A 13,568-nucleotide genomic window follows, 5' to 3' on the forward strand; every position below is an offset into this window, starting at 1 on the left:
CAGGCTTCTGGGGTTTTTTTATGAAGGTATCAATGAAATGAAATTAATGGCTAGAGGAACAGAACTTAATTTATCAACACCCCAAGTTATGGGGATTTTGAATGTCACTCCAGACTCTTTCTCAGATGGTGGCACTCATAATTCACTTAACGATGCGGTTAACCACGCAGCAAAATTAATCGCTGAAGGGGCTTCTATCATCGATATTGGTGGTGAGTCTACCAGACCCGGCGCAAGTGATGTCTCTATTGATGAAGAGTTGCAGCGTGTTGTTCCTGTTGTTGAGGCTATTCGTCAGCGTTTTGATGTTTGGATCTCTGTTGATACATCCAAAGCTCAAGTCATTACTGAATCTGCAAATGCAGGTGCTTCAATTATCAATGATATTCGCTCTTTACAAGAGCCGGGAGCACTTGAAGCGGCGGCTAAAACAGGTTTGCCTGTGTGTATTATGCATATGCAAGGCGACCCTAAAACTATGCAACAATCACCACATTATGAGAATGTGTTGATGGATGTTGATCGTTTTTTACAAGAAAATATTCAACGTTGTGTTGATGCCGGGATCGAAAAAAATCAAATTATTCTTGATCCAGGATTCGGCTTTGGTAAAAATTTAGCGCATAATTACCAATTATTAGCACACTTAAGTGAACTTCATCACTTTGGTCTACCCATACTTGCCGGAATGTCACGCAAATCAATGGTTGGACAACTATTGAATGTACCACCACAAGAGCGTGTTGCTGGTAGCGTGGCATGCGCTGTCATTGCAGCGATGCAAGGCGCACAAATTATTCGTGTACACGATGTTAAAGAGACTGTTGATGCGATGAAAGTCGTACAAGCGACTCTTTCTGCAAAGGAAAATAATGAATGAGCGAACGTAAATACTTTGGAACAGATGGTATCCGTGGAAAAGTAGGTGATAGTCCAATTACACCTGATTTTGTATTAAAACTAGGTTGGGCTGCGGGCAAAGTATTAGCACGTCATGGCTCTCGTAAAATCATTATTGGTAAAGATACACGTATTTCAGGCTATATGCTGGAATCTGCATTAGAGGCTGGTTTAGCTGCGGCTGGTTTATCTGCTTCATTTACAGGACCAATGCCAACACCTGCTGTTGCTTATTTAACGCGTACATTCCGCGCTGAAGCCGGGATTGTGATTTCAGCTTCTCATAACCCTTATTACGATAACGGGATCAAATTCTTCTCTATTGATGGCACAAAATTGCCAGACGAAGTAGAAGAATCGATTGAAGCTGAAATGGAAAAACCAATTACCTGTGTTGAATCAGCAGAGCTTGGTCGTGCAAATCGTATCGTGGATGCTGCGGGTCGTTACATTGAATTCTGTAAAGGGACTTTCCCAAATGAAAACAATCTTAACGGTCTAAAAGTCGTTGTCGATTGTGCTCATGGCGCAACATATCATATTGCACCAAATGTATTTCGTGAATTAGGTGCCGAAGTGATCACTATTGGTTGTGATCCTACTGGTATCAATATCAACGAAGAGTGTGGCGCAACAGATGTTCGTATGTTGCAAAAACGCGTATTAGAAGAAGGCGCTGATGTTGGTCTAGCTTTTGATGGTGACGGTGACCGTATCATCATGGTTGACCATCAAGGTCTAAAGGTTGATGGCGACCAAATTCTCTACATTATTGCGAGAGAAGCGTTACGCCAAGGTCAATTACGCGGCGGTGCAGTGGGTACTCTAATGAGTAATATGGGATTAGAGATAGCACTGAAACAACTGGGTATTCCTTTTGTAAGAGCAAAAGTGGGTGACCGCTATGTACTTGAAAAATTACAAGAGAAAGGCTGGCGCTTAGGTGCTGAAAACTCAGGTCACATTATTTTATTAGATAAAACGACTACAGGTGACGGTATTGTTGCGGGCTTACAAGTTTTAAGTGCAATGGTACGTAACCACATGAGTCTGCATGATTTATGCAGTGGCATGAAACTATTACCACAAATTTTAGTGAATGTTCGTTTTACAGGTAGCCACGATCCGCTACAAACACCTGAAGTTCAGAAAGTCGCTAAAGCGGTTGAAGAAGAACTGGCAGGTAAAGGTCGTGTATTACTGCGTAAATCAGGAACAGAACCCTTAATTCGTGTCATGGTTGAAGGTGAAAATGAAGAGCAAGTCACTGCGATGGCAAATCGTATTGCCGACGCTGTGAAGCACGTTGGTTAATTGATGCTTTTTTCTTCAATCAATCACTTTGTAGAAAAATAACCTTGCTTGTCAGTTCAGCTTTGGTTAGTATTCACACCCGCTTAGTAAGGTCTTGAACTAAAGCGGGTGAAGCAATCGAAGGTTATCGTTAAGACGATAAGTTCCATAGAAAAGGTAACGCAAATGTATACGGCACTCATTGTTATTCTTATCATTGTAGCAACAGGGCTAGTTGGTCTGATCCTGTTACAGCAGGGTAAAGGTGCTGATATGGGCGCTTCTTTTGGTGCAGGTGCTTCCGGTACAGTATTTGGTTCAAGCGGTTCAGCTAACTTTATGACCCGTATGACCGCTGTTTTAGCGACAGCTTTTATTGTACTTGCCCTTATTTTAGGTAATCTAAGTGCCAATAAAACTGTGCGTGAAGACAGCAAATGGATGTCTATCGAGCAGACTACAGAAGAAGCTAAAAAAGCTGAGCAGTTAGCAGCGCCTGTAGCGCCAGCAAATACAGATATTCCGCAGTAAACTAAGTAAAGATTTAAATGAGATTGTTAATTTTTACGCAGTAACAGTCTCATTAAGTGCCGAGGTGGTGAAATTGGTATACACGCTACCTTGAGGTGGTAGTGCCTATAAAACGGGCGTACGGGTTCAAGTCCCGTTCTCGGCACCATTATTCCAGATAGCTTGCGTTTTGCTTGTTATCAGCGTAAAATTTGCCACGTTTTTCGAACGCGGGGTGGAGCAGCTTGGTAGCTCGTCGGGCTCATAACCCGAAGGTCGTCGGTTCAAATCCGGCCCCCGCAACCACTTCTAACAATACAGCACTTTTCTCATTAATCATCTTGTTGAACCGATTATGATCCTGAGTGGAATGTGCCGTAAGAAGAGGTTATTCTCGAATGGCAAGTTACAGGGTCCAGTTGCATAAAGCCCCGAATTTCGGGGTTTTTTGTTATCAGAGAATAGAATACTGGGCTATAGGCCCTTTTTTTATGCCTTGGGGGTGGGTTTGTCCACATTAGAGCAAAAATTAACAGCGATGGTTTCAGCACCAGTAGAAGCATTAGGCTTTGAATTTGTCGGTCTTGAGTTTATTCGTGGCCGAGAATCAACATTGCGCATCTATATTGATAGTGAAGACGGTATCACTGTTGATGATTGTGCTGATGTTAGCCACCAGGTCAGTGCTGTGCTGGATGTTGAAGATCCAATTCAAACAGTTTATAACCTTGAGATCTCTTCTCCTGGTTTAGAACGACCTTTATTCACTGCAACGCATTATGAGCAATTTATCGGCGAAGAAGCCGCTATCGTATTACGAATTGCAATGCAAAACCGCCGTAAATGGCAGGGCATTATTAAGTCTGTCGCTGGCGAAATGATCACGGTTACTGTGGATGGTAAAGACGAAGTGTTCGCACTGAGCAACATCCAGAAAGCTAACCTGGTACCCCACTTTTAAGTTTTGAAGAGGCAACTAGGATGAACAAAGAGATTCTGGCTGTTGTGGAAGCGGTCTCTAACGAAAAATCTCTTCCTCGTGAAAAGATTTTTGAAGCACTGGAAACCGCATTAGCGACAGCAACTAAGAAAAAATACGAGCAAGAAATTGACGTTCGCGTATGTATCGACCGTAAAACCGGTGATTTTGATACATTCCGTCGTTGGGTTGCCGTTGATGAAGTGACTCAACCAACTCGTGAAATCACACTTGAAGCTGCTCAATATGAAGATCCTAGTATTGAACTAGGTGGTTATATTGAAGATCAAATCGAATCTGTTACTTTCGACCGTATTACAACACAAACCGCTAAACAAGTTATCGTACAAAAAGTACGTGAAGCTGAAAGAGCAATGGTTGTTGATCAATTCCGCGAACAATTAGGCGAAATTATCACGGGTGTTGTGAAGAAAGTGAACCGTGAAAATATCACTTTAGATTTAGGTAATAACGCCGAAGCGGTTATTTTACGCGAAGATATGTTACCGCGTGAAAACTTCCGTCCAGGTGACCGTTTACGTGGCGTTTTATACGACGTACGTACAGAAACTCGTGGTGCACAACTTTTCGTGACACGCTCTCGCCCTGAAATGCTGGTTGAACTTTTCCGTATTGAAGTACCAGAAATTGGCGAAGAAATCATTGAAATTAAAGCTGCAGCGCGTGATCCAGGTTCTCGTGCCAAAATCGCAGTAAAAACTAACGACAAGCGTATTGACCCAGTGGGTGCTTGTGTTGGTATGCGTGGTGCACGTGTACAAGCCGTTTCCAGCGAATTGGGCGGCGAGCGAATTGATATTGTTCTGTGGGATGATAATCCTGCACAATTCGTTATTAATGCAATGGCTCCGGCAGATGTTGCTTCTATTGTTGTCGATGAAGACAAATGTACAATGGATGTTGCAGTTGAAAGCAGTAACCTTGCACAGGCAATTGGCCGTAATGGTCAGAACGTTCGTCTGGCAGCACAGTTACTGAAAAAACATCGTGGTGATGACAAGTGGGAATTAAACGTCATGACTGCTGATGAACTGAATGCAAAACATCAGGCAGAAGCAAACGCAGCCATTGAAATATTTACTAAGCATCTCGACATTGATGAAGACTTCGCAACTGTTTTAGTTGAAGAAGGTTTCTCTACCCTTGAAGAGTTAGTTTATGTGCCAATCAGTGAACTGCTGGCTATTGACGGTTTAGATGAAGACACCGTTGAAGCTTTACGTGAAAGAGCAAAAGCAGCACTAACAACGATTGAATTGGCTCAAAAAGAAAGCCTAGGCGATAACCAACCAGCCGAGGACTTATTAGCTCTCGAAGGATTGGAGCGCTCTTTAGCATTTGATCTAGCTGCCCGTGGTATCTGCACACTGGAAGATCTTGCCGAACAGGGTATCGACGACCTAACTGATATTGAAGGTTTAAATAGTGAGCGCGCAGGCGAACTCATTATGGCCGCACGTAATATCTGCTGGTTTGGGAATGATGCGTAACAACTGAGCAGGAAGGAACAGAATGACAGATGAAACAGTAAAATCACTGGCAGAAGAGATTCAGACACCGGTTGAACGTTTGGTACAGCAGTTTGCTGATGCCGGTATTAAGAAGACCGTCTCTGATTCTGTCTCCCAAAAAGAGAAAGAAACCTTACTGGCTTGGTTGAATCGTGATAAAGACGTATCAACCAACCAACCAGAAAAATTAACGTTACAACGTAAAGTACGTAGTACGTTAAGTGTTCCTGGTACAGGTGGCAAAAGTAAATCAGTAGCCATCGAAGTCCGCAAAAAACGCACTTATGTGAACCGTGACGCCGTTGAAAAAGCGCAAGCGGATGAGCAAGCTCAGCGTGAAGCGGAAGAAAAGGCGCATCGCGAAGCCGAAGAAAAAGCCCAGCGCGAAGCACAAGAGAAAGCACAGCGCGAAGCTGAAGAAAAAGCAAAACGTGAAGCTGAAAAGGCAAAGAAAGACGCCGAAGAAAAAGTGAAACGTGAAGCTGAAGAAGCAAAACGTGAAGCAGCGGAATTAGCTAAGCGCGAAGCAGCGGAAAAAGATAAAGTGAAACAAAACGATAAACCAAAAGCTGATAAAGCAGCAGATCAGGAAAAAGCACGTCGCAATGCTGAACAGGCTGAACTGAAGCGTAAAACGGAAGAAGCACAGCGCCGTAAAGCAGAAGATGAAGCAAAAGTTGCAGCAGAAAAAGCACGTCGCTTAGCTGAAGAAAATGCTGAAAAATGGACTGCTGAACCTAAAGCGCCAGAAACTGAAGGCTCAGACTATCATGTAACCACATCACGTTATGCTCGTGATGCAGAAGATGAAAGTGATGCTGAAGTTGAAGGTGGCCGCGGTCGTGGTCGCAACGCTAAGGCTCCTCGTCCTAAGAAAAACAACCGCCATTCTGAAAAAGCAGATCGTGAAGAAGCACGTGCTGCTGGTCGTACTAACAAGAAAGGTAAACGTAAAGGTAGCTCATTACAGCAAGGCTTCAATAAGCCAGCGGTTGTTGTAAACCGTGATGTTATTATTGGTGAGACTATTTCTGTTGCTGAACTTGCTAACAAAATGGCAGTAAAAGGGTCTGAAGTTATCAAAACTATGATGAAGATGGGTGCTATGGCGACCATTAATCAGGTTTTAGACCAAGAAACTGCACAGCTTGTTGCTGAAGAAATGGGTCACAAAGTTATCTTACGTCGTGAAAACGAGTTAGAAGAACAAGTCATGAGCGATCGTGATACTGGCGAAGAAAGTGCAGTATCTCGTGCACCAGTTGTAACTATCATGGGTCACGTTGACCACGGTAAAACATCATTACTGGACTACATTCGTTCAACGAAAGTAGCATCAGGTGAAGCGGGTGGTATCACCCAGCATATCGGTGCTTACCACGTTAAAACTGACAAAGGTGAAATCACCTTCCTAGATACTCCAGGTCACGCCGCGTTTACTTCAATGCGTGCTCGTGGTGCTCAGGTAACGGATATCGTTGTTTTGGTTGTTGCGGCAGATGATGGTGTAATGCCACAAACTATCGAAGCAATCCAACACGCAAAAGCAGCAAACGTACCTGTTGTTGTTGCAGTGAACAAAATTGATAAACACGAAGCTGATCCAGATCGCGTTAAAACTGAACTGTCTCAATATGGCATCCTGCCAGAAGAGTGGGGCGGTGAAACCCAGTTTATGCACGTATCTGCAAAACAAGGTTTAGGTATTGACGAACTGCTGGATGCTATTCTTTTACAAGCTGAAGTTCTTGAACTGAAAGCAGTTAAAGAAGGCATGGCAAGTGGTGTTGTTATCGAATCTTACCTTGATAAAGGTCGTGGTCCAGTTGCAACTATTCTTGTCCGTGAAGGTACACTGAATAAAGGTGACATCGTTCTGTGTGGTTTCGAATACGGTCGTATTCGTGCAATGCGTAACGAATTAGGTCAAGACGTTCAATCTGCTGGCCCATCAATGCCTGTTGAGATTTTAGGTCTGTCTAACGTTCCTTCTGCAGGTGATGAAGCAACAGTTGTTCGTGACGAGAAGAAAGCGCGTGAAGTTGCATTATACCGTCAAGGTAAATTCCGCGATGTTAAACTGGCTCGTCAGCAGAAGTCTAAACTGGAAAACATGTTTGCTAACATGGAAGAAGGTAAAACTTCTGAACTGAACATCGTTCTGAAAACAGACGTTCAAGGTACTTGTGAAGCGATTACTGATGCATTAGTTAAACTGTCTACTGATGAAGTTAAACTGAAAATCATCGGTTCTGGCGTAGGTGGTATCACCGAAACTGACGCAACATTAGCCGCGGCTTCTAACGCAATCATTCTTGGTTTCAACGTACGTGCTGATGCATCTGCTCGCCGTATCATTGAACAAGAAAGCGTTGATTTACGTTACTATTCCGTTATCTATAGCCTGATTGACGAAATCAAACTGGCAATGAGCGGTATGTTGGCACCTGAATATAAACAAGAAATCATGGGTCTTGCAGAAGTCCGTGATGTGTTTAAATCACCTAAATTCGGCGCGATTGCGGGCTGTATGGTGGTTGAAGGTAACATCAAGCGTAATAACCCAATTCGTGTTCTACGTGATAACGTGGTTATCTATGAAGGCGAACTTGAGTCACTGCGTCGCTTTAAAGATGACGTCAACGAAGTGCGTAACGGCATGGAATGTGGTATCGGTGTGAAAAACTACAACGATGTCCGTGTTGGCGACATGATTGAAGTCTTCCAAGTTATCGAAATCAAACGTTCTATTGATTAATTTAGTCCGTCTTGTTTTAAAAGGGAGCTCAAGGGCTCCCTTCTTATTCCTTTCTTTGCTGTATTCCCCTTTTATTTCCTCTCCATTTTTCAACATAACCGAAATAGATTGCCTTTCAGTAATTTATGAAAGTGAAATAACAGGGTAAAATAGCACCAAAGAAACATTTTATTTCTAAAGAAAGAAATCAGAGAAAGCGGTTGTTAAATACCACTTCATGTATACTCTTTAGATATCATTGATTTTAGATTTGAATTAACAATGACAATCAGGGCGATACCCTATTGTCAGGGAGAGATAAAATGGCAAGAGATTTTAGCCGTAGTCAGCGTGTTTCTCAGGAAATGCAAAAAGAAATCGCCATCATTTTACAACGTGAAGTCAAAGATCCACGTATTGGAATGGCGACGGTATCTGGCGTTGAGATTTCTCGTGATTTGGCTTATGCCAAAGTATTTGTCACCTTTTTGAACTTATCAGGTGGTGAAAAAAGCGAAGAAGAGATGGTTGCAGAGGGTTTAACTGCACTTAATGAAGCCGCTGGTTTTATTCGTTCTTTATTAGGCAAAGCGATGCGCTTACGTATTGTGCCTGAACTGACATTTGCTTATGACAACTCATTAGTTGAAGGTATGCGTATGTCTAATTTAGTTTCTAACGTCGTTAAAAGCGATGAAGAGCGTCGTCATAAAGAGGACAAATAATGGGGCGTCGTCGTAAGGGGCGTGAGATTAACGGCGTATTGCTACTCGATAAACCCCAAGATATTTCCTCTAACGATGCACTCCAAAAAGTCCGCCGTATGTTTAATGCCAGCAAGGCAGGGCATACAGGGGCGTTGGATCCTTTAGCAACAGGTATGCTCCCTATTTGTTTAGGTGAAGCAACGAAATTTTCACAGTTTCTATTGGATTCAGATAAGCGTTATCGCGTTATTGCACGTTTAGGGCAACGAACAGATACCTCTGATGCACATGGTGAGGTTATTCAAGAGCGCCCAGTACAATTTACACAGCAAGCTTTAGATGATGCCTTGGATAGCTTTCGCGGTGAAACATTGCAAGTCCCTTCAATGTACTCCGCTTTAAAACATCAAGGTAAACCGCTTTACGAATATGCTCGACAAGGTATTGAAGTAGAGCGTGAAGCAAGGCCTATCACCGTTTATGAACTCCAGTTTATTCGCTGGGAAGGTGATGAGTTAGAGCTGGAAATTCATTGTTCTAAAGGCACTTACATTCGAACAATTATTGATGATCTTGGTGAGAAATTACAATGTGGTGCTCACGTTATTTTCTTACGTCGATTAGAAGTCGCAGATTATCCTAAAGAGCGAATGGTAACGTTAGAGCAATTAAGAGCGATGATAGAGGATGCACAAACTGCGCAAGAAGATCCTTTCTTGGCACTTGATGCACTGTTATTGCCTATGGATACCGCTGTTGCACATTTTCCGGTTGTGAATTTAACCACGATTATTGCAGGTTATCTCAAGCTGGGACAGCCTGTTCGGGTTAATCATGATATCAATGAAGGCGAATGGGTAAGAGTAACTGAAGGCGATGAAAAAAAATTCATTGGCCTTGCTATCATTAAAGATGGCCTCGTTGCTCCGAAAAGAGTGGTTGTAGACTATAGCGCACAAGATAACACTTAATAGCAATCTTGCGCTAAAAGTGTTTGAAGCGTAGAATAATGCGGCTATCTGTTTAGGTGGCTGAGTTGGGTAGCTGAATTAGAGATTGGCTATCTGAAAATTTTACTTAATTTGGAGTTTATTATGTCTCTAAGTACTGAAGCGAAAGCACAAATCGTTGCTGAATTTGGTCGTTGCGCTAACGATACTGGCTCAAGCGAAGTTCAGATTGCACTGCTGACTGCAGAAATCAACCACCTGCAAGGTCACTTTTCAGAGCACAAAAAAGATCACCACAGCCGTCGTGGTCTGCTGCGTAAAGTTTCCAGCCGTCGTAATCTGCTGGACTACCTGAAGCGTAAAGATGTTGCTCGTTACTCTGCACTGATTGAACGCTTAGGTCTGCGTCGCTAATCAAGCGAGTTTCATTGGAAAGGGGCCTGTTGGCCCCTTTTCTACTAGAAAGTGCTATTTTTAATATTAGTCGTTATGTTTTAATGTGGTGATTGTTATTTAGTCTCTCTAGTTACGACAATTCGCGCGGCTAATGAAAGTATTTATCGCTAGATGGTTAATATTTTCATTAGTCGCGAGGGGACGTAGCGGAGAAAAGATCATTCATCGTCGCTAAACATCTGGCGACAATAAGATAAAGGATATTATTTTGCTGAATCCTACAGTTCGTAAATTTCAATACGGTCAACATACTGTTTCATTAGAAACTGGCATGATGGCTCGTCAAGCAACAGCTGCTGTTATGGTTGACATGGACGGCACTGCTGTTTTTGTTACCGTTGTTGCAAAGAAAAAAGTTAAAGCTGGACAAGATTTCTTCCCATTAACTGTTAACTACCAAGAGCGTTCATACGCTGCTGGTCGTATCCCAGGTAGCTTCTTCCGTCGTGAAGGTCGTCCTGGTGAAGGCGAAACGTTAATTGCACGTTTAATTGACCGTCCTTTACGTCCATTATTCCCAGAAGGTTTCTTAAACGAAATCCAAATCGTTGCTACCGTTGTTTCAGTTAACCCACAAGTTAACCCAGACATCGTTGCAATGATTGGTGCTTCTGCGGTATTAGCGCTGTCAGGTGTTCCATTCAATGGCCCTATCGGTGGTGCTCGTGTTGGTTTTATCGATGGACAATATGTTCTAAACCCAACAGTTGATGAGCTGAAAGTTAGTAAATTAGACTTAGTGGTTGCAGGTACTGCAGGCGCGGTACTGATGGTAGAATCAGAAGCTGATTTATTATCAGAAGAAGAAATGTTAGGTGCAGTCGTATTTGGTCATGATCAACAACAAGTTGTGATCGAAAACATCAATGCATTAGTTGCAGAAGTTGGTAAAGAGAAATGGGATTGGGCGCCAGAAGCTATCAACCAAACTTTACACGACCGTATTGCACAATTAGCGCAAGCTCGTATTGGTGATGCTTACCGTATCACTGAAAAACAAGAGCGTTATGAACAAATTGAAGCTATCCGTGATGAAGTTATCGCGACGTTAGTAGCTGAAGATGAAACTTTAGATGAAGCTGAAATCAGCGATATCTTCTCAGGTCTTGAGAAAAATATCGTTCGTGCTCGCGTATTAGCTGGCGAACCACGTATCGATGGCCGTGAAAAAGACATGGTACGTGCATTAGATATTCGCACTGGCTTATTACCACGTACTCACGGTTCAGCACTATTTACTCGTGGTGAAACTCAGGCACTGGTTACTGCAACATTAGGTACTGCACGTGATGCTCAAACTATTGATGACATCATGGGTGAGCACACTGATACTTTCTTACTGCACTATAACTTCCCTCCATACTCTGTTGGTGAAACAGGTATGATGGGTTCACCAAAACGTCGCGAAATCGGTCATGGCCGTTTAGCAAAACGTGGTGTGTTAGCAGTAATGCCAACAATTGAAGAATTCCCATATACTGTTCGTGTGGTTTCTGAAATCACTGAATCAAATGGTTCATCTTCAATGGCGTCTGTTTGTGGTGCTTCTTTAGCACTGATGGATGCTGGTGTACCAATTAAAGAATCTGTTGCAGGTATTGCAATGGGTCTAGTGAAAGAAGGCGACAACTTTGTTGTTCTTTCCGATATTCTGGGTGATGAAGACCATTTAGGCGATATGGACTTTAAAGTTGCGGGTAGCCGTAACGGTGTCAGCGCATTACAAATGGATATCAAAATCGAAGGTATCACTCGCGAAATCATGCAAGTTGCATTAAACCAAGCGAAAAGCGCACGTCTACATATTTTAGGCGTAATGGAAGATGCAATTAGCCAACCTCGTGCTGATATTTCTGAATTCGCACCGCGCATTCATACTATCAAAATTAATCCAGACAAGATCAAAGACGTTATCGGTAAAGGTGGCTCAGTTATCCGTGCATTAACGGAAGAAACAGGCACAACTATCGAAATCGAAGATGATGGTACAGTGAAGATTGCTGCAACAAGTGGCGACCAAGCAAAACAAGCTATCGCTCGTATCGAAGAAATCACGGCTGAAGTTGAAGTGGGTCGTATCTACAACGGTAAAGTAACTCGTATTGTAGATTTCGGTGCATTCGTTGCTATCGGTGGCGGCAAAGAAGGTCTGGTTCATATTTCTCAAATCGCAGACAAACGCGTTGAGAAAGTGAGTGACTACTTGGAAATGGGTCAAGAAGTTCCAGTTAAAGTACTGGAAATTGACCGTCAAGGCCGTATTCGCTTAAGCATGAAAGAAGCTCAAGCTAATCAGCAGGAAGCAACAGAAACTTCTTCTGAAGATTCTGCGAATTAATGATATTCTACTACCGATATCTAGACATAGGTATCGGTAGAGACTTATTATGATTGACAAGTAGGACGTCTAGAACGCTTTTTGTTGAAAGGTCTGACTTTGGGAGTGAGAAATGAAAACATTTCTGCGCAGTTGTTCTATTGCTGTTTTCATCTTTATTTCCGGATGCAGCACTAGTCCAGAATGGCGTCAGAATGCGATTTTTGCCACACCATTGCAGCCTTCTTTACAACAAGAAGTGATATTGGCTCGTATAGAACAAATCCTAGCGAGCCGCTCATTAACCGAAGATGAATACGCACAGCTTTTATATGAGCGTGGTGTGCTGTATGATAGCCTCGGTTTACGAGCTTTAGCGCGTAATGATTTTTCAATGGCGCTATCAATACGACCAGATATGCTAGAAATTTTTAATTTTCTAGGTATCTATTTTACGCAGGCAGCAAATTACGATGCTGCTTATGAAGCGTTTGATTCTGTTTTAGAGCTTGATCCAACTTACAATAATGCGCGTTTTAATCGTGGTATCGCTTCGTACTACGGTGGCCGATTGAAATTGGCGCAGGATGATCTGCAGGCGTTTTATCAGGTCGATCCAAATGATCCCATTCGTTCGCTTTGGTTATATCTTGTAGAAAAAGAGATAAACACTGATTTAGCTAAACAACAGCTAAAACAGCGATACCAGCAGGCGGATAAAACGGGGCAATGGGGATGGAATATAGTTGAGTTTTATTTAGGCGACATTAATGAAAAAACATTAATGTTGAAATTAAATGAGGCTTCAACCGATAACACTTCGCTCGCTGAGCATCTTAGTGAAACTAACTTCTATTTAGGTAAGTATTACCTAAGTCTGGGGGACATGGATAGCGCAGAAGCGTTATTCAAGCTGACGGTTGCCAACAACGCACATAACTTTGTTGAGCACCGCTACGCATTGTTGGAATTAGCACTGTTAGGCCAACAAGAAGACCTAGCGGAATCGGACCAGCAATAGCTGACGAACATTTCTCTGATCAGTTTGAAAGCCATCATCTACATAGGATGAGGGCTTGTTTGTTCGTTTAATAATATAATTTGAGCCAGTTCACATTTTAGATGATAAAGACCGACAAACCATGCGGTATGTTATGTCAACTGGCTGCCATAATGAATGAGGCACA

At 42.6% G+C, this 13,568-nt stretch carries 11 protein-coding genes and 2 tRNA genes; all 13 read left to right on the forward strand.

Annotation, left to right across the window (positions count from 1 at the left end; all coding sequences use genetic code 11):
* The first annotated feature begins 37 nt into the window (after positions 1-37).
* The 13 genes from folP (at position 38) to nlpI (ending at position 13,402) form a co-directional block, all read left to right on the forward strand.
* Positions 38-880 carry a dihydropteroate synthase gene (gene folP, locus EHE21_RS01440; protein WP_088493983.1) on the forward strand — a complete coding sequence of 281 codons (843 nt, stop codon included), beginning with the start codon at positions 38-40 and terminating at the stop codon, positions 878-880.
* Positions 877-2,214 (forward strand): phosphoglucosamine mutase, encoded by a 1,338-nt coding sequence (gene glmM / locus EHE21_RS01445; RefSeq protein ID WP_194951656.1) that lies wholly within the window; start codon positions 877-879, stop codon positions 2,212-2,214. Before folP ends, glmM begins: the two co-directional genes overlap by 4 nt.
* Before the next feature lie 165 nt (positions 2,215-2,379).
* Entirely contained in the window at positions 2,380-2,724 is a 345-nt protein-coding gene (gene secG, locus EHE21_RS01450; RefSeq protein WP_036914692.1) for a preprotein translocase subunit SecG, read from the forward strand.
* A gap of 58 nt (positions 2,725-2,782) precedes the next feature.
* Positions 2,783-2,872, forward strand: a tRNA-Leu gene (locus EHE21_RS01455).
* A 60-nt stretch (positions 2,873-2,932) separates the two neighbouring features.
* Positions 2,933-3,009: transfer RNA gene (locus EHE21_RS01460), tRNA-Met, on the forward strand.
* Positions 3,010-3,211: 202 nt separating this feature from the next.
* Positions 3,212-3,664 (forward strand): ribosome maturation factor RimP, encoded by a 453-nt coding sequence (gene rimP, locus EHE21_RS01465; protein ID WP_036914691.1) that lies wholly within the window; start codon positions 3,212-3,214, stop codon positions 3,662-3,664.
* Positions 3,665-3,684: 20 nt separating this feature from the next.
* Positions 3,685-5,193 carry a transcription termination factor NusA gene (gene nusA, locus EHE21_RS01470; RefSeq protein WP_006535691.1) on the forward strand — a complete coding sequence of 503 codons (1,509 nt, stop codon included), beginning with the start codon at positions 3,685-3,687 and terminating at the stop codon, positions 5,191-5,193.
* A gap of 22 nt (positions 5,194-5,215) precedes the next feature.
* On the forward strand, positions 5,216-7,972 hold the full coding sequence (infB, locus tag EHE21_RS01475; RefSeq protein ID WP_194951657.1) for a translation initiation factor IF-2: 2,757 nt from the start codon (positions 5,216-5,218) through the stop codon (positions 7,970-7,972).
* Between the two features lie 302 nt (positions 7,973-8,274).
* Positions 8,275-8,676: a 30S ribosome-binding factor RbfA gene (gene rbfA / locus EHE21_RS01480; protein WP_006535687.1), complete on the forward strand. Its 402-nt coding sequence runs from the start codon at positions 8,275-8,277 to the stop codon at positions 8,674-8,676.
* A complete protein-coding gene (gene truB / locus EHE21_RS01485; RefSeq protein ID WP_075673620.1) occupies positions 8,676-9,629 on the forward strand; it encodes a tRNA pseudouridine(55) synthase TruB in 954 nt (317 codons plus the stop codon). Before rbfA ends, truB begins: the two co-directional genes overlap by 1 nt.
* Before the next feature lie 123 nt (positions 9,630-9,752).
* On the forward strand, positions 9,753-10,022 hold the full coding sequence (gene rpsO / locus EHE21_RS01490; protein WP_088493979.1) for a 30S ribosomal protein S15: 270 nt from the start codon (positions 9,753-9,755) through the stop codon (positions 10,020-10,022).
* Positions 10,023-10,272: 250 nt separating this feature from the next.
* The gene (gene pnp / locus EHE21_RS01495; RefSeq protein WP_102949423.1) at positions 10,273-12,402 is read left to right on the forward strand and encodes a polyribonucleotide nucleotidyltransferase; all 2,130 of its coding nucleotides are present in this window, start codon (positions 10,273-10,275) and stop codon (positions 12,400-12,402) included.
* Between the two features lie 112 nt (positions 12,403-12,514).
* Positions 12,515-13,402 (forward strand): lipoprotein NlpI, encoded by an 888-nt coding sequence (gene nlpI / locus EHE21_RS01500; RefSeq protein ID WP_098941350.1) that lies wholly within the window; start codon positions 12,515-12,517, stop codon positions 13,400-13,402.
* The last annotated feature ends 166 nt before the right edge of the window (positions 13,403-13,568 follow it).

The organism is Proteus sp. GOKU (assembly GCF_015475555.1).
Lineage (GTDB): Bacteria > Pseudomonadota > Gammaproteobacteria > Enterobacterales > Enterobacteriaceae > Proteus > Proteus mirabilis_B.